This window comes from Thalassospira sp. ABD4_177, assembly GCF_056160125.1.
Genome location: NZ_JBSWWO010000001.1, coordinates 2,211,066 through 2,233,587, shown reverse-complemented (window position 1 = coordinate 2,233,587; position 22,522 = coordinate 2,211,066). Strand labels below are relative to the sequence as shown.

25 protein-coding genes are annotated in these 22,522 nt (G+C 53.2%); 13 read left to right on the top strand and 12 right to left on the bottom strand.

From position 1 onward, the window contains the following. Window positions 1–6: 6 nt before the first annotated feature. The 6 genes from ACXAF0_RS10205 to pcaD all read right to left on the bottom strand — a co-directional run bounded on the left by ACXAF0_RS10205 (window position 7) and on the right by pcaD (window position 4,248). Window positions 7–780, bottom strand: coding sequence for a CoA-transferase subunit beta (locus ACXAF0_RS10205; RefSeq protein WP_475345756.1), 774 nt, complete (start codon window positions 778–780; stop codon window positions 7–9). Between the two features lie 14 nt (window positions 781–794). Further along, on the bottom strand, window positions 795–1,649 hold the full coding sequence (locus ACXAF0_RS10200) for a CoA transferase subunit A (RefSeq protein WP_475345755.1): 855 nt from the start codon (window positions 1,647–1,649) through the stop codon (window positions 795–797). Window positions 1,650–1,765: 116 nt separating this feature from the next. After that, a complete protein-coding gene (gene pcaG / locus ACXAF0_RS10195; RefSeq protein ID WP_475345754.1) occupies window positions 1,766–2,353 on the bottom strand; it encodes a protocatechuate 3,4-dioxygenase subunit alpha in 588 nt (195 codons plus the stop codon). A gap of 3 nt (window positions 2,354–2,356) precedes the next feature. Beyond that, the gene (gene pcaH, locus ACXAF0_RS10190; protein ID WP_475345753.1) at window positions 2,357–3,058 is read right to left on the bottom strand and encodes a protocatechuate 3,4-dioxygenase subunit beta; all 702 of its coding nucleotides are present in this window, start codon (window positions 3,056–3,058) and stop codon (window positions 2,357–2,359) included. Between the two features lie 4 nt (window positions 3,059–3,062). Next, on the bottom strand, window positions 3,063–3,455 hold the full coding sequence (pcaC, locus tag ACXAF0_RS10185) for a 4-carboxymuconolactone decarboxylase (protein ID WP_152630574.1): 393 nt from the start codon (window positions 3,453–3,455) through the stop codon (window positions 3,063–3,065). Then, window positions 3,448–4,248 (bottom strand): 3-oxoadipate enol-lactonase, encoded by an 801-nt coding sequence (pcaD, locus tag ACXAF0_RS10180; RefSeq protein ID WP_475345752.1) that lies wholly within the window; start codon window positions 4,246–4,248, stop codon window positions 3,448–3,450. The genes pcaC and pcaD overlap by 8 nt, the downstream gene beginning before the upstream one ends. Window positions 4,249–4,392: 144 nt before the next feature. Between pcaD and pcaQ the strand changes: the two genes are divergently transcribed. The 6 genes from pcaQ to ACXAF0_RS10150 all read left to right on the top strand — a co-directional run bounded on the left by pcaQ (window position 4,393) and on the right by ACXAF0_RS10150 (window position 10,409). Then, entirely contained in the window at window positions 4,393–5,334 is a 942-nt protein-coding gene (pcaQ, locus tag ACXAF0_RS10175) for a pca operon transcription factor PcaQ (protein WP_475345751.1), read from the top strand. Between the two features lie 244 nt (window positions 5,335–5,578). Continuing rightward, window positions 5,579–6,610 (top strand): TRAP transporter substrate-binding protein, encoded by a 1,032-nt coding sequence (locus ACXAF0_RS10170; RefSeq protein ID WP_475345750.1) that lies wholly within the window; start codon window positions 5,579–5,581, stop codon window positions 6,608–6,610. A gap of 94 nt (window positions 6,611–6,704) precedes the next feature. Next, window positions 6,705–7,202 (top strand): TRAP transporter small permease, encoded by a 498-nt coding sequence (locus tag ACXAF0_RS10165; RefSeq protein ID WP_475345749.1) that lies wholly within the window; start codon window positions 6,705–6,707, stop codon window positions 7,200–7,202. Continuing rightward, entirely contained in the window at window positions 7,195–8,586 is a 1,392-nt protein-coding gene (locus tag ACXAF0_RS10160; RefSeq protein WP_475345748.1) for a TRAP transporter large permease, read from the top strand. The genes ACXAF0_RS10165 and ACXAF0_RS10160 overlap by 8 nt, the downstream gene beginning before the upstream one ends. A 130-nt stretch (window positions 8,587–8,716) precedes the next feature. Then, window positions 8,717–9,397, top strand: coding sequence for a hypothetical protein (locus ACXAF0_RS10155; protein WP_475345747.1), 681 nt, complete (start codon window positions 8,717–8,719; stop codon window positions 9,395–9,397). A gap of 73 nt (window positions 9,398–9,470) precedes the next feature. Continuing rightward, window positions 9,471–10,409, top strand: coding sequence for a helix-turn-helix domain-containing protein (locus ACXAF0_RS10150; RefSeq protein ID WP_475345746.1), 939 nt, complete (start codon window positions 9,471–9,473; stop codon window positions 10,407–10,409). Between the two features lie 9 nt (window positions 10,410–10,418). Here the strand turns inward: ACXAF0_RS10150 and ACXAF0_RS10145 are convergent, their stop codons facing one another. After that, the gene (locus tag ACXAF0_RS10145; RefSeq protein WP_475345745.1) at window positions 10,419–10,910 is read right to left on the bottom strand and encodes a GNAT family N-acetyltransferase; all 492 of its coding nucleotides are present in this window, start codon (window positions 10,908–10,910) and stop codon (window positions 10,419–10,421) included. Between the two features lie 208 nt (window positions 10,911–11,118). On the opposite strand from ACXAF0_RS10145, the gene ACXAF0_RS10140 reads away from it, so the two are divergent. The 3 genes from ACXAF0_RS10140 (at window position 11,119) to ACXAF0_RS10130 (ending at window position 15,682) form a co-directional block, all read left to right on the top strand. Beyond that, window positions 11,119–11,919, top strand: coding sequence for a polysaccharide lyase family 20 protein (locus ACXAF0_RS10140; RefSeq protein WP_475345744.1), 801 nt, complete (start codon window positions 11,119–11,121; stop codon window positions 11,917–11,919). Between the two features lie 97 nt (window positions 11,920–12,016). Further along, on the top strand, window positions 12,017–13,246 hold the full coding sequence (locus tag ACXAF0_RS10135; protein ID WP_475345743.1) for a TIGR03862 family flavoprotein: 1,230 nt from the start codon (window positions 12,017–12,019) through the stop codon (window positions 13,244–13,246). 108 nt (window positions 13,247–13,354) lie between these two features. Continuing rightward, a complete protein-coding gene (locus ACXAF0_RS10130) occupies window positions 13,355–15,682 on the top strand; it encodes a P-loop ATPase, Sll1717 family (protein ID WP_475345742.1) in 2,328 nt (775 codons plus the stop codon). Window positions 15,683–15,737: 55 nt separating this feature from the next. Here ACXAF0_RS10130 and ACXAF0_RS10125 read toward each other — a convergent pair whose 3' ends face one another. Together ACXAF0_RS10125 and ACXAF0_RS10120 are read right to left on the bottom strand one after the other, a co-directional pair. Next, window positions 15,738–16,121: a helix-turn-helix transcriptional regulator gene (locus tag ACXAF0_RS10125; RefSeq protein WP_475345741.1), complete on the bottom strand. Its 384-nt coding sequence runs from the start codon at window positions 16,119–16,121 to the stop codon at window positions 15,738–15,740. A 10-nt stretch (window positions 16,122–16,131) separates the two neighbouring features. Beyond that, window positions 16,132–16,389 (bottom strand): type II toxin-antitoxin system RelE family toxin, encoded by a 258-nt coding sequence (locus ACXAF0_RS10120; RefSeq protein WP_475345740.1) that lies wholly within the window; start codon window positions 16,387–16,389, stop codon window positions 16,132–16,134. Between the two features lie 505 nt (window positions 16,390–16,894). Here ACXAF0_RS10120 and ACXAF0_RS10115 point away from each other — a divergent pair. From ACXAF0_RS10115 to ACXAF0_RS10105, 3 genes are read left to right on the top strand one after another with little or no spacing between them, the layout of a single operon-like run. Next, window positions 16,895–18,298: an MFS transporter gene (locus ACXAF0_RS10115; RefSeq protein ID WP_475345739.1), complete on the top strand. Its 1,404-nt coding sequence runs from the start codon at window positions 16,895–16,897 to the stop codon at window positions 18,296–18,298. Window positions 18,299–18,314: 16 nt separating this feature from the next. Continuing rightward, window positions 18,315–18,830 carry a MarR family winged helix-turn-helix transcriptional regulator gene (locus tag ACXAF0_RS10110; RefSeq protein ID WP_475345738.1) on the top strand — a complete coding sequence of 172 codons (516 nt, stop codon included), beginning with the start codon at window positions 18,315–18,317 and terminating at the stop codon, window positions 18,828–18,830. 4 nt (window positions 18,831–18,834) lie between these two features. Continuing rightward, complete coding sequence (locus ACXAF0_RS10105) at window positions 18,835–19,620, top strand: siderophore-interacting protein (protein ID WP_475345737.1); 786 nt, start codon at window positions 18,835–18,837, stop codon at window positions 19,618–19,620. 65 nt (window positions 19,621–19,685) lie between these two features. Here ACXAF0_RS10105 and ACXAF0_RS10100 read toward each other — a convergent pair whose 3' ends face one another. From ACXAF0_RS10100 to ACXAF0_RS10090, 3 genes are all read right to left on the bottom strand, one after another. Next, a complete protein-coding gene (locus ACXAF0_RS10100) occupies window positions 19,686–20,336 on the bottom strand; it encodes a hypothetical protein (RefSeq protein ID WP_475345736.1) in 651 nt (216 codons plus the stop codon). 312 nt (window positions 20,337–20,648) lie between these two features. Continuing rightward, window positions 20,649–20,813, bottom strand: a complete 165-nt coding sequence (locus tag ACXAF0_RS10095) for a hypothetical protein (protein ID WP_475346237.1) — start codon at window positions 20,811–20,813, stop codon at window positions 20,649–20,651. A gap of 129 nt (window positions 20,814–20,942) precedes the next feature. After that, a complete protein-coding gene (locus ACXAF0_RS10090; protein WP_064790642.1) occupies window positions 20,943–21,161 on the bottom strand; it encodes a DUF3126 family protein in 219 nt (72 codons plus the stop codon). A 278-nt stretch (window positions 21,162–21,439) separates the two neighbouring features. On the opposite strand from ACXAF0_RS10090, the gene ACXAF0_RS10085 reads away from it, so the two are divergent. Beyond that, window positions 21,440–22,183: a glutathione S-transferase gene (locus ACXAF0_RS10085; protein ID WP_475345735.1), complete on the top strand. Its 744-nt coding sequence runs from the start codon at window positions 21,440–21,442 to the stop codon at window positions 22,181–22,183. Window positions 22,184–22,522 lie beyond the last annotated feature (339 nt).

Sequence of the window (22,522 nt, the reverse complement as noted above, 5' to 3'; positions counted from 1 at the left end):
TTACTCTTACTGCTGGTCCCCATGGGCCCTGGCGGTACGAGCATGCAGTTCACGCAGAACCTGCAATTCTTTCTCGGACGGGATCTCAGTTTCGGCGACTTCGTCGGCGAACTCAACATCCCAACCGGTATTTTCGATGATTTCTTCGCGGGTTACGCCCGGATGGATCGAGGTCACAACGAATTGCTTGCCCACCGGATGCGGTTCCATGATGCAAAGATCGGTAATCAGACGCGACGGACCTTTGGTATCAACGCCGTAAGATGCGCGGTCATCACCGCCCTTGCCATGACCAAGCGAGGTCACAAAATCGATCTTGTCGACAAAGCCGCGTTTGCTTTGCTTCATGACAAGGAAGACTTCACCACAGCTGGTCGCGATTTCCGGCGCACCACCGCCGCCCGGCAGACGGACTTTGGGATTGTCGTAATCACCAATCACGGTGGTGTTGATGTTGCCATACTTGTCGAGCTGAGCCGCACCAAGGAAGCCAACCGAAATCTTGCCGCCCTGCAGCCAGTAGCGGAACATTTCCGGCACGGCGACCGTGTTAACAGCAGTTTCGCAAAGCTCGCCATCACCGATCGACAGCGGCAGGACGTCCGGCTTGGTGCCGATGGTGCCACTTTCATAAATCAGGGTAATGTCCGGTGCATGGGTCAGGCGCGCAAGGTTACACGCAGCCGACGGCATCCCGATGCCAACAAAGCACACATCGTCGTTCTTAAGCGCGCGTGCGGCGGATACCGTCATCATTTCAGTCGGGGTATATTCAACCATGATTTTTCCTCCGCTTAGCCTTTGTTTGCTTCACGCTTGGCCGCGAAATCTTCGGGACCGCCATTAATGACATGCTCTTCGAGCCAGGCCTGGAACGCTTCGCGATCACGGGCAATCGGATCCCATGCCTTATAAAACGCGTTGTCGCGGCTGTAATAGCCCTGCGCGTAGGACGGATGCGCCCCACCCGGCACTTCGACAATCGCCGTTACCGCCCAGTTGGGCAACATGACCGCATTGGGCGAGATATCTCCAAAATCATCAACAATCTCTTCGACCGTGATGATCGATTTCTTTGCCGCCAGAACGGCTTCTTTCTGAACACCGACAATGCCTTCAAACAGGATATCGCCCTTTTTGTTGGCCTTTTGGGCGTGCACAACGGTGACATCCGGGCGGATCGCCGGAACAGCAGCCAGGCTTTCGCCGGTGAACGGGCATTCGATGAATTTGATGTTCGGGTTCACACGCGGCAGTTCCGCCCCGCGATAGCCCTTGAACACCGCGCACGGCAGGCCAGCAGCCCCCGCGTCATAGGCATTGGCCATTGCCGCGTGGCTGTGTTCTTCGATCTCGAGCTTGGTCGGCCATGCCTTTTCATAGGCATCGCGCAGACGGTGCAGCGAGCCGACACCAGGGTTACCGCCCCAGGAAAAGACCAGTTTTTTCGCACAACCCGCACCGATCAGCTGATCATAGATCATATCGGGGGTCATACGGATCAGGGTCAGGTCCTTGATGCCCTGACGAATGATTTCGTGTCCAGCGGCATGCGGGATCAGATGGGTGAAGCCTTCCATCGAGATGGTATCGCCATCCTTGACGCAGGATGCGACCGCCTCTTTAAGCGACATGAAACGTGCAACCACGGCAAAACTCCTGTGGTATCAATCCAAAAAAAACTACGAGTGCGATAAATGAGGTCGATGGCTGCGACCGCCGGCTTTCCCCAAAGCAGCGGACGCAGCCATCGCGCCAGATCGACTTACACGTCGAAGAACACGGTTTCCGCGTCCCCCTGCATGTGGATATCGATCCGGTATTCAATCCCCGTCGGGGTTTCGACACGCTTGGCAATCAGGGTGTCGCGACGATCTGCCGGAACTGACTGCAAGACTGGGTCCTTTGCATTGCGGTCTGCTTCATCGTCAAAATAGAAACGGGTAAAGGCGTGAACCAGCATGCCGCGCATAAACACGATCACGTTGACAAACGGCGCCTCGGCGTCTTCGACAACACCCGGCTTTACCGTGTCAAACCAGAAGCGCAGCTTGGCATCCGTTCCCGTGCCGCAACGGCCAAGACCGCGGAACCCGGTTTCAGAAACATCAACCGGCTTTTCGCTGTAAACGCCATTGGCATCAGCCTGCCAGATTTCGATCATCGCATCATTGACCGGATTGCCTTCGCCATCAAAGACGGTGCCGGTGATGCGGATATGTTCACCCGCCGCATCCGGACCGGCAACAGTCGGATCTGCGATATCGGTGAAGTCGTATGCGTACTGGCCTGCGGTCAAGCCATAGGCGAAATACGGACCAACCGTCTGTGAGGGGGTTTCACCATAAGCCATGACTTAATTCTCCATCGGGGTGCCGTTGCGTCCACGCAGGACAATGTCGAACTGATAACCAAGGGCAAAGCCTTCCTCGGTGTTGTCGATCGAGAATTTGGCAATCAGGCGTTCACGCGCTTGCGCGTCCTCGGTACCAAGGAAAATCGGATCGAGTTCCAGCAGCGGGTCACCCGGGAAATACATCTGGGTGACAAGGCGGGTGGCAAAGCCCGGACCAAACAGCGAGATATGGATATGGTTCGGACGCCACGCATTGAAGTGGTTCCCCCACGGATAGGCACCCGGCTTGATGGTATAGAATTTGTAATTGCCTTGATCATCGGTAAAGCAACGGCCTGATCCGCGGAAATTCGGATCGAGCGGCGCATCATGCTGATCAACCTTGTGCACATAACGACCCGCCGCGTTTGCCTGCCAGATTTCGACAAGCGTGTTGGGCTGCGGGCGGCCATCGGTGTCCATCACCCGACCATGCACGACAATGCGTTCGCCAAGCGGCTCACCATTGACCACACCGTTTTTGGTCAGATCGAAATCCATTTCACGCACGCATGCCGGGGCAAAGCGCGGACCAGTGCCCTCGGTCAGGCCGGACTTGATGGCAAGCGGTGCCTGGCTTGGACCGCGCAGCAGGGTCGATTTGTAACCGGGTGCGATATAGGGGGCGTGGGAACCCCAGTCACGCGGTTTGAAGGTGGACATGTGACTACTCTCCCTTGGATGCCGCGTCGATCTCGGCATAGGCTTGTTTGGCAATGCGGAACGCCGTATTGGCGGCGGGGACGCCGGCATAAACCGCAACATGCATCAGGGTTTCACGGATATCATCGCGCGTTGCCCCGGTATTCAAGGTCGCCCGGATATGCATGGCGAGTTCTTCTTCATGACCAAGCCCTGCAAGCAGCGCGATGGTCACGATCGAACGTTCACGCTTGGTGAACGCGTCACTCGTCCAGACACCATTCCAGACATTCTCGGTGATATAGCGCTGAAAACCTTCGTCGATTTCCGTGATGTTCTTGGAAGCGCGATCCACATGGGCATCGCCCAGAACAGAACGGCGGGTTTTCATGCCAACGTCATACCGGCTCTCAGACAAGGTTCTTCTCCTTGGTAAATCGGTCGATCAACCGGGTCAGCAATTCAGGGGTTTCGATGCATGGCAGATGCCCGACCCCGTCAATCAATTCGAATTCGGCACCGGGGATGGCAGATGCCATGGCGCGCACCACATCGGGCGGCGTTGCCAGGTCTTCTGATCCACAGATACATAATGTCGGAACAGCGATTTTTCCCGCCGCATCGCGCAGATCGCCATCGCGCAGCGCGATACAGGTCCCGACATAGCCTTCGACCGTGGTGCGAACCAGCATGTCGCGATACATCGCGGTTTCAAGCACCCGTTCCTTGCGGAAGGTCGGCGACAGCCAGCGTTCGATAATCGCATCGCCCATGGATGCAATCCCGTCGGCCTTGATGGCCTCGATCCGGGTGTTCCAGCTGTCATAATCGCCAAGCTTGGATGCCGTATCACACAGGATCAGGCCACGCACACGACCGGGCACCAGTTCAGTGACTTTCTGGGCGATCAGACCGCCGACCGACAGGCCGCAAATGATCACCTGATCCAACCCAAGATAATCAAGCAACCCGATCAGATCATTGGCATGCAGCGAAACGTCGTACGGCGCATCACCAATCCCGGAAAGACCATGGCCACGCTTGTCATACGTTACGATGTTAAAGCGTTCGGACAGCGTCCCGACAACATCGTCCCAAATGCGCAGATCAGTACCCAAAGAATTTGCAAAGACCAGCGCCGGACCATCTTTCGGTCCCGACTGGCTATAATGAATGTGTGTCCCGTTGACCGGGGCGACTTGCAGACTCATTATCGTTTCCACCCTGCTTGTTTGACCTTACATTCGCAGATGGTTTTGGTTATGTAAAATGAGGAATTGCGTATTTTGCATAACTATATAATTATACATCAGACACCCATCGGAACATTCTAAACTGCTGACATGTAGGGCTGCATGCTAGATCAACGCATCAAATTCCGTCATCTGACCTGCTTTCTGGAGGTCGCGCGCCAACGCAGTGTCGTCAAGGCTGCCGATACGCTGTCCATTACCCAGCCGGCCGTGTCGAAAACCATCCGCGAACTCGAAGAGCATCTCGATGCGCGCCTGTTTAACAGATCAAAGCGTGGGGTCACCCTGACCGATTTCGGCAAGGTGTTCTTGCGCTATGCCGGGGCCAGTGTCACGGCCCTGCGTCAGGGTGTCGACAGCATCAGCCAGGTCCGCATGCATGGCGGGCTTTCGATCAATCTGGGCGTATTGCCCACCGTGGCCGCAAGTGTGATGCCCAACGCCATTCGTCATTTCAAAACCCTTAGCCCCGATACCACGGTCAAGGTCGTGGCGGGTCCGAACGTGATGTTGATGGGGCAATTGCGCGTGGGGGAACTTGATCTTGTGGTCGGGCGATTGGCCGAGCCAGATCAGATGTCGGGCCTGTCGTTCATTCATCTTTATTCAGAACACATCTCGCTGGTCGCGCGGCCGGGGCACCCGTTATTGGCCGACAAGAACCCGGACATTACCCGCATTCGCGAATTCACCGTTCTCGTGCCGCCCAAACAGGCGATTATTCACCCGACCGTCGACAAGATGCTGATTGCGCATGGCATCGGCGCCCTGCCCGACCGTATCGAAACCGTTTCGACATCTTTCGGCCGCGCTTTCACGCGTGAAACCGATGCGATCTGGATCATTTCAAACGGGGCGGTTGCATCCGATATTGCCGAGGGACATCTTGTCGAACTGCCGATTGATACCAGCGATACCTTTGGTCCGGTTGGCCTGACCACCCGAATTGATTCGCCGATTTCCCCGCCGGTTGAAATGCTGATCAATGCCGTGCGCGAAGAAGCATCCCGTCATCACAGCGAACAGGCAGGGGCAAACATATAATCATTTGGTTATGGATATGTGCCTACATATCATTATACATAACCATCACGTACCTATTAGATTGCACTTAATTCGGCATGGCTGAAATGCGTCAAACGCAGGTCATGCGATAAAAAAAACAATAAAAACAAGACCAAGAACAACAAAAAGAACTCTTGGAAAACTTCGTACGCTAGATGCGCATCGTGGCTGAAACGCTTGTCGGCGCAATGAACGCGACAAGACGTTCATAAGGAGGAAGAGAATGAAACAGATCACCAAATTGCTTGCCGGTGCTGCTGTCGCGACCATGGTGTCGTTCGGCGCACACGCACAGGAAGTCACCCTGACCGTCCACCATTTCCTGGGTCCGAAGGCACCGGCCCAGTCCAAAATGATTGAACCGTGGGCAAAGAAGATCGAAGAAGAATCAAACGGCCGCATCAAGTTTGAAATCTTTCCGTCCATGTCGCTGGGCGGCAATCCGCCGGAACTGTATCGCCAGGTTCGTGATGGCGTGGCTGACATCGTCTGGACACTGCCGGGATACACCCCGGGCGTGTTCCCGCGCCTTGAAGTGTTTGAACTTCCGGGGATTCATCTTGGCGATGCACGCGCAACCAACCTTGCGATGTGGGATCTGAAAGACGAATACGCCGAAGACCTTACCGACATCCACCCGCTTGCTGTTCACGTGCATGCCGGTCAGGCCATTCATCTAACCGAAAAAGAAGTCCGCACCGTTGACGATGTCAAAGGCCTGAAACTCCGCACCCCGACCCGTACCGGTTCCTGGGTGATTGAATCCTGGGGTGCAGAACCGGTTGGCATGCCGGTCCCGGCCCTGCCGCAGGCGATGTCGCTCGGCGTCGTTGATGGCGGTCTGGTGCCTTTCGAAGTTGTGCCGCCGCTGAAACTGGCTGAATTGATTTCCTATTCCGTTGAAGGCGAAGGCGTGAATTCGCGCTTTGGCACCTCGACCTTCCTGTTCGCGATGAACAAGGACCGTTACGAGAGCCTGCCTGATGATCTCAAGGAAATCATCGACCGCAACTCGGGCCGTGATTTTGCAGCCCAGATTGGTGACGTCTTTAACGGCGTTGAAGAAGTTGGCAAGCGTATGGTCAACGAAGGCAAGGGCCAAGTTGTTCAACTGACCGCAGCCGAAAAAGCAACCTTTGACGATGCAGCCGCATCTGTCGTTGATCGCTGGATCGAAGAATCCAAATCAAACGGCATTGATGGCGCGAAACTCGTCGAAGACGCCAAAGCTGCCGTTCAGGCCCATACCAAGTAACAGTTTAAAGTTACTGGTAAATATTGTGGGGTCACGTATCATGCGATGCGTGGCCCTGTTTTCCCGCTAGATTGCCCGCTAGATTGTTAGAGATATGAAAAACGTGCTCTACAAGGCTGCCTCATGGCTTGCCGTTGCCGGTGGCATGCTTGCCTTGCTGATCGCGATTGTGACGATTGTTAACGTTACCGCGTTTGGTCTGGACAAGATTGCCCGACTGTTCGATGCCAATGTCCCGGCCATAATCGGCTATGAGGACTTTGTCAGCATGATCGTCAGTTCGGCCGCCCTGATGTTTTTCCCCTATTGTCAGGCGCATCGCGGTCATGTCGCGGTTGATGTCTTCATCAAAATGTTTCCCGACTGGTTTTCGCGCGTTGTTGACGCGATTTCCGGCATACTGATGACCTGTCTGGCGCTTTTCCTTGGATACATGATGGTCAATGGCCTGATCGAGGTTCGTGGCGACAACACCCTTTCCGCAATTCTGGGCTGGCCGATCTGGCCGTTCTATGTGCCGGGCATCATTGCGATGTTCCTGTGGGCCGCAATTGCCGGAAGTCAGATTTTCGAAAGAGAAGCCGATGTCTGAACGTGAATTGATCGGCCTTGGTGGCCTTGCCGTTCTCTTTTTCATTCTTGCCCTGCGCGTTCCGGTCGGCCTGGCCATGGTCGGCGTCGGGATTGGCGGCAACTATGTGCTGAGCCTGTTTTTCCCGTTCCTGCGCTTTGACCCTTACCTGCAGCAGTTCAAATCCCTGCTGTACGGAATTGTGTCGAACTATGAACTTTCGGTCGTGCCGCTGTTTGTTCTGATGGGCTATCTCGCAAGTCAGGCCAACCTGTCGCGCGATCTGTTTCAGGGCGTCAATGCGATGCTGGGCCGGTTCCGTGGCGGTGTTGCCATGGCGGCCATCGGTGCCTGCGCCGGTTTCGGCGCGGTGTGCGGCTCATCGCTTGCAACCGCATCGACCATGGGCAAGGTCGCCCTGCCCGAGCTTGACCGTTTGAAATATTCGCCGCGTCTGGCCACCGGCACGCTGGCAGCGGGCGGTACGCTGGGGATCCTGATCCCGCCGTCGGTTGCACTTGTGATTTATGCCGTGACGGTTGAGGCCTCCATCATTCAGATGTTCCAGGCCGCGATCATTCCGGGCCTGATTGCCGTTCTGTTCTTTATGGCCGTGATTGCCATTCAGGTGCGACTGAACCCCTCATTGGCCCCGAAACCAGAACCGATGCCAGCCGCCGAACGCAAGGAAGCCTTGCTGCGCCTGATCCCGGTGATGGTGATCTTTGGTTCGATCATTCTGGGGCTCGGTGCCGGTCTGTTTACGCCGACGCCTGCGGCCGGTGTGGGTGTGTTCGCCATTCTGGTTTACGGCGCCTATATGCGCTGGAAAGGCAAAGGTGGGCTGACCTGGAAGGGTCTTCGTCAGTCGCTCAAGGATACGGCGATTACGTCTTCGATGATCTTCTTCATCCTTCTGGGTGCTGAAATCCTCAAGGGCTTCTTTAGCCGCGCGAACCTTCCGGCCTATATGGCCGAGGCTGCCGCGACCAGTGGATTTGATCCGTGGCTTGTCATGGTTCTGATGTTGCTGGCCCTGATCCTGCTGGGCTGCTTCATGGAAAGCCTGTCGATGATCGTGGTCGTGATCCCGTTCTTCTGGCCGGCCCTTGTTGACATCAACGGTGGTGACTGGGCTACGGCCGCGACTGCGGCCTATGGCATGGGGACCGAGGACCTTAAAATCTGGTTTGGTATCCTGGCCCTAATTGTCGTGGAATTGGGGCTGATTACGCCGCCTGTGGGCTTGAACGTGTTCATCATCAATGCCCTTGCCAAGGGTGTGCCGATGACCCAGACCTTCCGCGGTGTCATGCCGTTCTTTGGTGCGGAGATCATCCGAATTCTGTTGCTGATCTTTGCACCGACAATAACGCTGTTTGTGCCAACCATCCTTGGCAATTAGCGACACTCACATGTCTCGAAAAAGCCCGCCCGTTATCGTGGTGGGCTTTTCTTTTGCCTCTTTACAATTATGCTATTAGCAGGTTCAATTCTTGAATTTTTTTTTAATCCCAATTTTTAGAGTTCTAAAAATGAAGCTTCAAACTGAATTCAACCAACCAATAATTTTCCGGACAGCCTCTAAAGAAGTACACGATGCAACTATAAAAGGCGGCTCTGTCTGGCTCAGATCAAATGTTTACTATCAAGAGATAGAAGATATTAGTCGCAAAGACGAAAAAGAGGGAATCAATGCGACCCAAACGCTGCTAGGTCTTCATCTTTCACAGCAGAGTTCTCCTTCCGTTTCAATCAGCGGAAACGGGCACATTGGGTGCGAAATAGCCCCACATTACATTATGTCAATGCACGGAACAGCTATTCGCGAAGAGACCCGCAAGGAATTCGGCGGATACACAATGGGAGTAAAAAACCTATTCAAGCTGTCTATCGAAATTTGTCATCAAGTAGCACAACAAATTCCAGTTATCGCGTATAGATATGGACAAGTATCATATCAGCACACAGCCTTAACGCTCTCTGACAACAGTCAAGGTGCAGCTATAACGACTGGCGAGACAAGCTTGAGATCAATTGACTCTGACGTTCTCAGAAAGGCACCTATAGAACCATTCATTAGTCAGGACGAATGGAGAATCGTTATTTTCACGGAAGGACTGCTAAAAAATGACGCAAGCTTGCCGCTAAAAATCAACGTCCCATCCGACTACTTTTACGAGTACGCACCCCCATTACTTAATACGACAGCCTAATGCTAAGCAGTTTCGCGGAAATACTTGACCCGCGAATAGGAAAGCAACTTTTCTAACCACAGTTATAGATCAAATGCGCAACAATATCCCGATCTATAAGCTTTATGGCGAACGCGATGCAGCAACAAAGCCCGGCGCGCGCGATGGCTTTGATCTGGACACTACATCTGATCCGCAACCGGTCACGGAGCCCGAATTCTTTCACCTTGAAAGCATCCCGGAACGATCGCGCCTGCATGACCTGCACATCAAACCGCACCGCCATACCAACCTGTTTCAGCTGCTTTACATCACCCGCGGGCAGGCCGAAATCAGCTTCGATGACCAGCAGCTGACGATGCAGGCAGGCCAACTGATCACCGTCCCGCCGGGCACTGTGCACGGCTTTAAATTCAGTGATGATATTGATGGCTGGGTGATTTCACTGACCGATTATCACCTGCAGGAAATTCTAAGCCCCGCCCCCAAACTCCTCGCCCGCCTTGATCAGGCGGTCTGTGTTGATACGCGCTCAACATCTGGCGATACCAACGGCCCGGCAGATTTCCTGATATCGCAACTCGCCCAGGAATATTACAGCCACAATACCGGCCGGCTTTTTGCGCTTCGCCATATCCTCGGCCTGTTGCTTCTGGGCATCGGGCGCACCGTACCACAGGACCATTCAGCGCGCCTGTCACGCCAGGAACAAAAGACCGAAAAATTCCGCAAGTTTCAGACGCTGGTCGAAACCTTTTACAAGCAGCACAAATCGCTTGATTTCTATGCCCGCGAGATTGGCGTGACCACGACCCAGCTGAACCGCATTGCCAAGGACATCTATGGTATGACCACAAGCGAGGTGGTGCAAAACCGCCTGATGCTCGAAGCCAAGCGAACCCTGATCTATACCGACATCGCCATTCAACAGATCGCCGACGAACTGGGCTTTCGCGATGCCGGATATTTTTCGCGCTTCTTCACCAAAAAGGCTGGCGTTTCCCCGGCCCGTTTCCGCGCAGATCAGCGCTGAGCGCGGCCTTTATTGGGCAGCAGTCCGCACCCGGGAAAGATCAAGAAACATCCGGCAGAGATCCACTTCAACACCTTTGGGATTGACCCAGCCGGCGGGAATGAATTGCTCATCGCCAAAACCAAGACGGCGGTAAAGGCCAATCGCCGCTTCGTTATCGGTCACGACATTAAGCCAGATTTTCTCATAACCCGGGATCTGCGCGCATTTGGCAATCAGGGCCGCAAGAGCAGCTTTGCCATACCCCTTGCCACGGTCCAGAACGGCAAACTCGTCAATCTTGGGCGTGTTTGAGCTAGTATGCTGCATCAGAACATAGGCGCGTGCGCAGCCATCCGCATGATAGACCCAGAAGATCATGTCGTTTTCGCCGGCAATGGCGGTGCTGAGCTTGTCATCAGATACATTGTCGATCCGGTCATGGAAATCCGCATCCGCCATCATCGCCCGTACACGGACAAGATCATCTTCATTCGGCGTGCGCCAGTTTTCAGCAGACATAACACTATTCCAGACATGGATCAGGGCGTTGGTGGCGCCCGTTAAACGCAAACCAAGGGGTTTAAGGCCCACGATCACAATGGTCAAGCCATCGGTGAAACCCAAGCGCGTGAGGTAACACCTGCCATTTCCGGTTTTTAATTGAAAAACACCCTGCTTGCTCCGTAACATCAGGATCTTGCGATGTAATCAAAAGGACTATCGCGCGATGTCAGAGAATGTGACGCACCATTTGGCGAAACTGGGCATGGTAGGGGCGATGCTGTTTGGGTTGGCAGCCTGTCAGACGGTTGCGCTTGATCGCGGCAATTTTGGCAGCTTCAAACGATCCCTGAACACCACCAGTTACGGCTATCAACAGATGCCCGATCCCACCGGCTTGGCAAATGCCGAGATCGTCGAACGGTTTGAAGTCCAGCCGGGCGATTGCAACAGCAACGAAGGCTGGAGCGATTGCGCCAATGACCGGGAACGCTCCGAACTTTCGCAAAACGGACTGAGCAGAACTGGCGAAACCTATTGGTACGCGTGGGATATCTATTTTCCCGAGGATTACATCAACATCTACCCGACCAAGGTCGCCCTTGGGCAGTTTCATCAACGCGGCTCCCACCCGGTCTGGATGTTCCAGAATGCGGGTGGCGGCTATAGCCTTGATGATCAAGTCTATGGTAGCACCCGGCGGTATCACCTCCTGATTCCGGAAGATGATCTGCGCGGCAAATGGCACCGGATAGAGGTCGAAGCAAAATGGTCGCGCGACAGTGATGGTTTCTTCCGCGTCTGGGTCAATGGCACGCAGAAGGTCAATCACGAAGGCGCGACCTTGCAATCGCGGACAGGGACCTATTTCAAATACGGCCTCTATCGCTCCTTCATGAGCCGTTACAAGCAATTCAAACAGGTCGAAATCGTCCCGGGCCAAGTGGTTTATTACGCCAATGTCAGGCGCGGTCGCAGCCGCGAAGATGTTGCGGCCCCGGTCCTGCACAAAGCACCGACCAACTGATCGAACATGGTGGCGTCAACCATGCCGTGCGCACAAATTGCCATTACCGGACAAAGCCGCTAAAACCTGCTGACCACCCCATTTCAAAAGGCCGCACATGCCCGCCAACACACCCGCACCTCCGGCATCCCGCCCTGCCCCGAACGGCAAAACCGCCATGGTGATCGGTGCCGGTCCGGCTGGCCTGATGGCGGCAGAACGGCTGGCGGGTGATGGATATGCGGTGACGATCTATGAGGGCATGCCAAGTGCGGGGCGCAAGTTCCTGATGGCCGGGAAATCGGGGCTCAACATCACGCATAGCGAGGATTTGGAAACATTCCTCTCGCGCTATGGCACGTCACGCGCACGGCTTGAACCGCATTTGCGCAAATTCGGCCCCGATCAAATCCGCGAATGGTGTGCTGGGCTGGGTGTTGAAACCTTTGTCGGCTCCTCAGGCCGGGTCTTCCCGACCGCGATGAAGGCAAGTCCGCTTTTGCGCGCCTGGCTTAGGCGGCTGGATGATCTCGGCTGCACCATCCACACCCGCCATTACTGGACCGGTTGGAACGACGCAAATCAGGCTGTTTTCAAAACGCCCGATGGCGAGATCACCGCAACCGCTGACGTCACCATTCTGGCGCTCGGCGGCGGCAGTTGGAAACGCCTGGGATCAGACGGCAAATGGATGGAAATCCTGACCAATGCCGGGATCAAATGCACCCCGTTCAAACCGGCCAATTGCGGCTTTGACATCGACTGGACCGACCATTTGATCGACAAATGCGCCGGGTCGCCAGTCAAGGCCGTTACCCTAACCTGCGGCAACCAAACGGTACGCGGCGAATTCGTAATTTCCAAAACCGGCATCGAAGGCAGTGCGGTCTATGCCATCTCGGCACGGCTCCGCGATCAATGGCTTGAAACCGGGGTTGGCACCCTCACACTCGACCTCTGCCCCGACCGAACGCTTGATGACATCACCAAACGCCTGTCAAAGCCACGCGGCAAAAACTCACTGGGCAATCATTTGCGCAAAACACTCGGCCTTGATGCCACCAAAACCGCCCTGATTTTCGAAGTCACCCCGCGCGAAACCCTGAACGACCCGGCCCAACTCGCCACCGCCATCAAAAGCCTCACGCTTCAAATCAAAAAGCCCCGTCCACTGGACGAGGCCATCAGCACCGCAGGCGGTGTCGCATGGGAGGAACTGGATGAAAATTTCCAACTCATCCAACGCCCCGGCACCTACTGCCTTGGCGAGATGGTGGACTGGGAAGCTCCGACGGGGGGGTATTTGTTGAGTGGGTGTTTAGTCTCGCCAAAACCTCAGAGAGACTGAAACTTCACACTGAGTGTTGCAACCATCGAGGGAAGAGCTTTATAGTTCCATTAGATTAGCCGAATAATGCTTCGCAAAGACGCAACACTAACCATGTAGATGAACTCAATGAGCTCAAAACCAAATACAGCCTTCTTTGCCTATCCTGGAGCACCTACAGAACTCACTTCCACTATCGAAGCTGCAGTTCGGCTATCGAATTCAACAAATCGCTTACAGATCACTCCTTGGCCTGAAATGGGCGTTTTTGGTAAGGCGATACCTGATACGGTTCGGGAAAGCATACAAAACTCCGACGTGGTCATCTTTGATGTCACTGTGCCAAACCAAAACGTTTATTACGAAGCCGGCTATGCGATTGGCTTAGGCAAGCCAGTCTTCCCAGTAGTAAATTCCTCTTTCAATGGCGCGTTTACCAACGTGCAAAAAGACGGAATCTTCGATAATATCGGCATTAGCAGCTATGAGAATAGTGACAGCCTTGCCGCGTCCTTTTCAAATATCACACCCAATATACTTTTGGACTTGTACGGAAAAGAATTCGACAACAGACAGCCTCTGTTCATTCTAGAGCCAATCAAAAAAACTGACTTTCGAAATGCGATTGTTTCAGCAGTAAAATCTTCAAAAGTCCACTACCGAAGCTTTGACCCAGTGGAAACAGCACGACTATCAACGTTTGCTATTATCGGGCAACTTTCTGCCTCTTCGGGAATAATCCTACCTTTACTTTCATCAAACATAGAAGACTACGAACGACACAATCTTCGGGCATCTTTTTTAGCTGGAATTGGGCATGGGTTAGAGCGTGACACATTGCTAATTGAGTTAGCCCGCTTCGACGGGTCCAGACCCGCTGACTACAGAGATTTTGTTACGGCGGTTACAGATGATAACTCCACAAGCAACGCTGTGGTTGACTTCTGCAAAGCGGCCTATCTTGCAGGCCAAAATATCAAGTCGCGTCCAAGAAAACACAAACGAACCGCGCTTCAAAAGCTCTCACTTGGCGCATCTGCGGCTGAGAACGAATTTCGCACTCTGTCTAGCTATTTTGTCGAGACTTCTGAGTTTGTTCGGACTATGCGAGGCGAAGTCAATGTCGTCGCGGGCAGAAAAGGCTCGGGAAAAACAGCTATTTTCTTCCAAGCAAGGGATAACTTTAGACAACAACGCAACTCATTTGTGACCGATCTAAAGCCAGAATCGCATCAACTCAGTCTTTTCAGAACTGAACTTCAAAAGATACTTGATGTTGGAGCATTTGATCATTCTCTTGCGGCATTCTGGTACTTCCTGATTCTATCAGAAATATTAATCACAATTCAGCAAAACATTGAATATAAATCCAAAGTAGATAGTAAAGCACTTGAAAATCTTTACGATATAAACCAATGGCTATATAAGTACGGAATTAATGAAAGCGGCGATTTCACGACTCGCATCAACCGACTTGGAAACTACGTAGTCCAAGAAATTGACGCGGCAAAATCAAGAAAACAAGCAATATCCGCAGATTTATTAACTAACATAATATTTCGCGGTGGAATAACAGACCTAAAGAAAACAATCTACAAAAACATCGATCACGACGACCAAATAGTATTACTTTTTGACAACATAGATAAGGGGTGGCCAACCAATGGCGTCGATGAGTTTGACATTCGTCTTGTCAGACTACTAATCGAAACACTGGACAAAATACAAAGAGACTTCAATGCATCAAAAAAGGAGTTTATGTCAGTAGTATTTCTACGTAACGACATTTACGAGATGCTAGTCGAGAGCACTCCTGACCGTGGAAAATCCGGCCAAGTAAGGATAGACTGGACCGACAGAGCCAAATTAAAGCAAGTCATATACAAGCGGCTTCAGTCATCTTTGAAAGATAACAGAAGCACGTTCGAGCAGCTTTGGTTGCGTTTTTTCCCAGATAAAGTGGAAGACAATGACTCTTTTGATTTTTTTGTCGATCATTGCTTAATGCGACCTCGATTTTTGATTAATATCGTTGAAAACGCAATCTCAAACGCCGTTAACAGAGGACATGAGAAAGTAAGCGATGAAGATTGCATTGATGCTGTGAGACAACACTCTCTTTATCTCATTGATGACTTTGGTTACGAAATTCGAGATGTCTCAGGGTTAAGCGAAGACTTGCTATACGCTTTCGTTGGAGCCGAAAAATCTCAGAATAAGACCGAGTTCATAGCCCAGTTTATTAGCTTTGGATTAAACGAAGAAGATTCCGAAAAAGCGTTTGATCTGATGCTTTGGTATGGCGTGATCGGCATCAAAAACAAATCAGGCAACGACGCATTCATATATAATTATGAATACAATATGAAACGGCTCAAAGCAGAAGCAAGGTCACTAGGTGAAAAAGCAATGTATGTCACAAACCCTGCACTACAAGTCGCTCTCAACGATAGCTAAAATACCCCAAACACAAAAAAAGAGGACAGACTTATTTTCCGCCCAAAACGTCAGGTCACTCTTGCGACCAAGGCTCCAAATCATCCGCATCAACCTTGAAAACAGACGCAATTTTCGTCGCCAGCTTTTTTGACAGCGGGCGCGCGTTCCGTTCGACGGCACCAATATAGGTTCCAGTCACCCCTACTTTTGCGCCCAATTCTTCCTGTGTCAGATCATAATACTCGCGATATACGCGCACCGGATTTTCGCCGTCACTGAGACGCTTGATCACCGCAGCGGGAAAGCGCACACCATCATCGTGCGCCGCGGCTTGGTCATAGGCCATTCTGTCCAGATCATCTTCTGTCGGCTTGAAGAGTTTTACATATTCATCCCATGGCACGACGGCGAATTCGGGCTTGTCGTCCTTGTAAATGATCTGATGGGGCGCATTCATCGCCTGTCTCCTAAAGCTTGTCGTAAACGTCACCACGCGGACCGATTTTAAGCACATCTAGAATGACGCCATCCTCGGTATAGATCACCCGATATTGCCCAACGCGCAACCGGCATGCGGCAACACCTTTGAGTGGTTTTGTATCCAGATCGGTGCGGCGTGGGTTTTCCGCGATCAGGGCGATTTTCTGCAAAATACTGTCACGCGTCTTTTGCGGTATTTTGCGCAGCGCCTTACGGGCTTCCCTTGCATAGACAACCTGCAACATTATCCCGCCTTCTTAATGCAAACTTTTAATAACATTTACACAAACAAATGAAAAGAATTTTCGGACACAGCCTCATGCTCGCCCCCTCAATGACAATGCACACTGCCCGCCTTCTTGTTCATTTGGCAACACTGACCGGGCGGGGAGCTTTTCCGGCACCCGCCACCATGCTTAACCGTTTGATCGACAAGGCGCGGCTGCGCGTTTGTCTGTTCTGGCAGGATCACCAAACCGAGTGTGAGTTGTCCGGCAATTACCAGCGTGATGATTGATTTCATCTGCGTTCCTCCTGTTCCATTCGCGATGATACCGCCATCGATCCGCAGGAATACTGCCCGTATGAGCAGGTCAGATTATAGTTGACAATATCAACCATTTTCATGTAGTTGATTAAGTCAACCAAACAGGGAATTGCGTTGGCACCTGATGGCGCCCCACGCTGTTTCGATGCGATGCCCTGTTTGGTCGCCACGCCCCTCGCGCAACCGACTGAAAGCACTGCCCCATGCCCGGACTGTTTCGCATATCACCTGAAATTCACCCTGACGGCTTGCCAAAACCCCGGCGGTTCTATGCCACCCTTGCCATTCTGGTCACCATCATGATGGCCGTACTGGATGGCACGATTATCAATGTCGCGCTTCCGACCATCGCGGCGGATCAGGGTGTATCACCCGCCCATGCGATTTGGGTGGTAACCGCCTATCAGCTTTCGATTGTCGTCGCCCTTCTGCCGCTTTCCGCCCTTGGCGAGGCCATCGGCTTTCGCAAAATCAATCTTGTCGGGGTTGGCCTGTTTGGCGTGGCATCCGCCCTGTGCACCATGGCCCCGAACATCGAATTTCTGACCGCAGCCCGCGTGTTACAGGGCCTTGGTGCGGCGGCAATCATGAGCATCAACCCCGCCCTGATGCGCCATATCTTTCCGCAGGCAAAGCTGGGGATTGCGATTGGCTGGATCGCGATGACGGTATCGGTTTCGGCCGCTGCCGGACCAAGTATTGCGTCGGCCATTCTGGCCGTTACAAGCTGGCACTGGCTGTTCTTGATCAATCTGCCGCTGTCGGTGCTGGCGATTGCCATCGGGTTCTTCAGCCTGCCATTTACCCAGCCAAGCCGTACACGGTTTGATGTCATCAGTGCGATACTCAATGTCCTGACCTTTGGTGGTCTGATTGCCGCCCTTGGCAATATCGGCATTGAAAGCGATCCGCGTTTGATTGCAGCACAGTTTGCAATATCGCTGATCGCCGGGGTGTTTCTGGTGCGCCGTCAATTGACGCGCACCCGCCCGATGCTGCCGCTTGATTTGCTGAAATTGCCGGTCTTTGCCTGTTCGATTGCATCATCGATTGCTGGTTTTTGCGCCCTGATGATTGCGTTTGTCACCTTGCCCTTCTATTTCCACGATGTGTTGGGATATAGCCCGACGGTCACCGGTTTGCTGATGACGCCATGGCCTTTGGCCGCCGCCATCATCGCCCCGCTGGCCGGGAAATTGGCTGACAGTTATTCTCCGATGCGTTTGACAGGAATAGGCATGGGCCTGTTTGCCACCGGGCTGTATGGCATCACGCTCAGCGCCGATGTCGATGGCGACGTCGCAATGGTGATCACCCTTGCGCTGTGCGGTGCCGGGTTCGGGCTGTTTCAGGCGCCCAACAACCGCCTGTTGCTGACCTCTGCCCCGCGTGACCGTTCCGGTGGCGCCAGCGGCTTGCTGGCCACCGCACGCCTGACGGGTCAATCAATTGGTGCCGCCCTGGCCGCCATCCTGATTGGCACAAGTGGCAGCTTTGATCTGCAGACCATTCTTTGGGTGGCCAGTGGATCGGCGGTCCTGGCAACATTGATTTGCGAAGGCCGCCGCCATGCCCTTCGCAGCGGCCTAATTACGGCAAACGCCTGAGGATGAAAGAAAAACCATGACCGAAGAAAATCAGGTCGAAAATCAGGTCCATGTCCCCGGTGAAACCCTGCATCGGCTGGTGCATGCCTATAAACGACGTTTGATGCATGCGATGCAGGCAGCAAGCATGCCCATGCCGATCTCGCACAAACGGGTGATGAAATGGATTGTCCGCATCCCGGGCATCACCGCCCAGCAAATGGCCGAAAAATCCGGTCAGGACAAAGGCCGGGTGACGCGGCTTTTGAAAGAACTAGAAAATGACGGGCTGATCGAACGCCGCCCGCACCCCGAAGATCGACGGAGCCAAACACTGCATTTGACGGCCGCCGGCAGCGCGAAAATGGAAGATTTCCGCGCAGTCGAACAAGAAGTCAGATCACGCATGACAAGCGGTCTTACGCCACAGCAGATCCATGATTTTGTCGAGATCGCCAATCTGATGTCCGACAACCTGGAAACCCACAAATGCAAGAAACTCGACTTTGCGGATAACGACCCAAATGACCAAGGACTTGGGACCAAGGAGTGAAGAAATGAGTAAACCTTCCCTACGCGATCTGACCGTGATCAGAAAGGGATACGTCACCCCCAACATGCTGCGCGTCACTCTTGGCGGTGACGGCATGAAGGACTTTCCCGAAGATCAGGAAAGCGCCTATGTAAAACTGATCTTCCCGATTGAAGGCGATGAAAAGGACCGCGTCCTGCGCCGGACCTATACGGTGCGTCATGACCGCATGACCGATCAGGGCCGCGAGATCGATATCGATTTCGTCATGCATGGTGATGGATCGGATGACAATGATCATGGCGGCCCGGCCTCGAACTGGGCGGTGAATTGCCAGCCCGGCGATGTGATCACCATTGGCGGCCCCGGCCCCAAGAAACTGGTCGATCCGACCGCCGACTGGTTCATGATTGTTGGTGATATGACAGCCCTGCCCGCGGTATCGGTCAATCTGGAAATCCTGCCCGATGACGCGCACGGCTATACGGTGATCGAAGTCCGGTCCGAGGCCGACATGCAGGATTTGAAAAAGCCCGAGAACATCACGATCGAATGGGTGATCAACCCGCATCCGGGCACGAAAAACTCGGTCCTGAGCGATGTGGTCAAACGCCTGCCATGGCATGACGGCCGCCGGATTTCGGTTTGGGCGGCATGTGAATTCACCTCGATGCGCGCATTGCGCAGCTATTTCCGCGAAGACCGTGGTCTTGGCAAGGATGATCTTTATATCTCAAGTTATTGGAAGCTTGGCATGAATGAAGACAACCACAAGGTCATCAAGTCCGAAGATGCCAAAACGGCGGCTTGATCGAGCGCCCCAACAACAAACTCACACCATTCGGGCCCCGTTTTGCGGGGCCCGTTTTCGTTTCATCACACATATTGCGCATGCAGGCGCGCCATACGCTTGCGGGCGAAAAAACCGGCATGCTGGCTTGTCTGGACGTCTTCGGGACGAAGATTGCCATCCTGATCACAGATGAAAGCCCGACTTGCACCGATCACCCCTTTTTCAGAACTGTAAACACCGATTACCGTGATTTCGATCCTTTGGTGATCAGTCGCGCCCAGATCATTATTCTGAGTCGCCTGGGAGGCTTCCGAGCGCCGTTTGATTCGCGCAAGCAGGTTTTGCAACGCCCCCAACTCGATGCAATGTCCGGCATCAAGCGGCCCCTGCAATGTCACTTCTTCCAAGCTGGTCGAAAGCGGCGTCTCATCCTGATCACGATCCTTGAAAATCTGTTCCGGATCGGCGTCGGTGACCTGTTCGCATATCTGGTTTTGCGGATCGCCGACACAGACAAGCACCTTGTCGATATGGATGGCTTCCTGGCTCATATTGCTGATCAGAAAGCGGGCCTTGTCTGACTCGCCCAGCATCTGATTGATGACGATTTTCGGACGTCGTGCGCGGCGGTAGCTCTGAAACAGCAATTGCGCATAGAAAATCCAGATCATCAATGTTGCGATGCTGACACCCACCTGCAGCAAGGTGGCGTGCTGTTCAATCCATGACCCCATGGAGCTCCCCTGAAAACAAATTCGTCTTAAGCGTGCTTAGGGTCAGGACCTATTAATTTGATTTGAATGGCAGACGTTATATTTACGAAATCCAAGGAAAAGCCCGCCGGTGGGGTCGGCATCCCGGACAAGGGATTTGACGCTGGAGTTTGCAAATATAACGTCTGTCCTCCGGATTAAACGGATTTGCACGGGCTACTTTGTCGTAAAACTTTGAAAGATAAATATCTTCCTGCAGTTTTACTCCGCGTATCCGCACAAATCTGTTTAACCATTCAAACCAAATTAATAGGTCCTGACCCTAAGGCACTTTCACTTCAACGTGTTGCCAACAAATTTGTTTCCAGATGCGGTATATCCATCCCCATCGAAACAGTTACGGCATCGGCCGCACGCAATATTGAACGGTACGGAGCAAACGTCACCGTCATTGAGAAATTCGACATCACGGCCGGCCTTGACGATCACGCCGGTGATTTCATGGCAAAGCCCCTCCCCGCGTCGCGGCAGTGCACAAAATCATTCAGCCCCGTGACAAATCTCAGAAAAACAAAACGCCCCGGCCAGTTCAGGCACGGGGCGCTTTGAATGCGATCAGATCACAGATTATTTTGCCGGCGGCAGGTCTTCTTCGAGGATGACAAGGTTCAGCGAGTAGCTGACTTCGCCTTCATCCTCATCACGGTGAACAACACCGACGAATTCGTCGCCAACGCGCATCTCAACCGGTAGATGCTTTTTCTTGGGCACATCAACGGCGATTTTCGGGTTCTCGAATGTGCGACGCAGGTAATCTTCGACGCGTGCGATCTCTGACGGTGTCATAGGACTTGCCCCTTGTTCTTTCCAACGGCTGTTATCTGCAGGTTCACAGAATATCGCATACGCGCTTTGGCGTCTGCCCTCTTTCCTGTGCCTGTTGTGAAATCTGGTGCACTGTCCTTCCACAAACCGGGCAGTGAAATCAAGCCCACCGGGCCAAAAAAGTCGCAAAACAGGCCAATTTTTCCCATTCTACGCGTCAGGGCACCAAGGGGCCGCGCAAATGTCGCGGCATCAGAATGTCTATTGCAATCGCGTCATGCACGGTTTAATCCGAATATATGTCCGAGATTGAGCTAACGACCAAGTCAGAATCACCATCCAGCGCGACGACCGACCTTCCCCCGGCGAAGGCCACAACAGACGCGGCTTCGCAGTCCCGGCCCATCCTTTACAGTTTTCGCCGCTGTCCTTATGCGATGCGTGCGCGTATGGCGCTTTTGGCCGCCGACATTGATGTCGAACTGCGCGAAGTTGTCCTGCGCGACAAGCCGCAAAGCATGATCGCAGCATCCCCAAAGGCCACCGTGCCCGTTCTGATCCTGCCCGATGGTTCGGTGATTGATGAAAGCCTTGAAATCATGGTCTGGGCCTTGGCGGAAAATGATCCGCTGGAATGGCTGACACCGGAAAGCGGTACCCTTGACGATATGCTGGCCCTGATTGCCCAGAATGATGGTCCGTTCAAGCATCATCTGGACCGCTACAAGTATTTTAACCGCTACGAGGACGTTGACCCGGCCGAACATCGCCGCGACGCGGAAAAGATCCTCAACCGTCTTGACGGGCGGCTCGCGGTTGGGAAATACCTGTTCGGGTCGCGCCCGGCGCTGGCTGATTTCGCCATCGCACCGTTCATTCGCCAGTTTGCCAATACCGACAAAGACGCCTTTGACGCCATGCCGTTCGTGCATGTTCAACGCTGGCTGGATGATTTCCTGGCATCTTCCTTCTTTGAGCAGGCCATGATCAAGTATGATCAATGGCACAAAGGCGACACACCGGTGATCTTCAAGGCCGCGTAGAATTCGGCAAGCAAGGTCTTGGCATTACGGCCCCGCAAATCAGTTTAGGGTCAGGACCTATTAATTTGATTTGAATGGCAGACGTTATATTTGCGAAATCCAAGGAAAAGCCCGCCGGTCGGGTCGGCATCCCGGACAAGGGATTTGACGCTGGAGTTTGCAAATATAACGTCTGTCCTCCGGATTAATCGGATTTGCACGGGCTACTTTGTCGTAAAACTTTGAAAGATAAATATCTTCCTGCAGTTTTACTCCGCGTATCCGCACAAATCTGTTTAACCATTCAAACCAAATTAATAGGTCCTGACCCTAAAACCATAAAAATACTTTTGCGTGCAA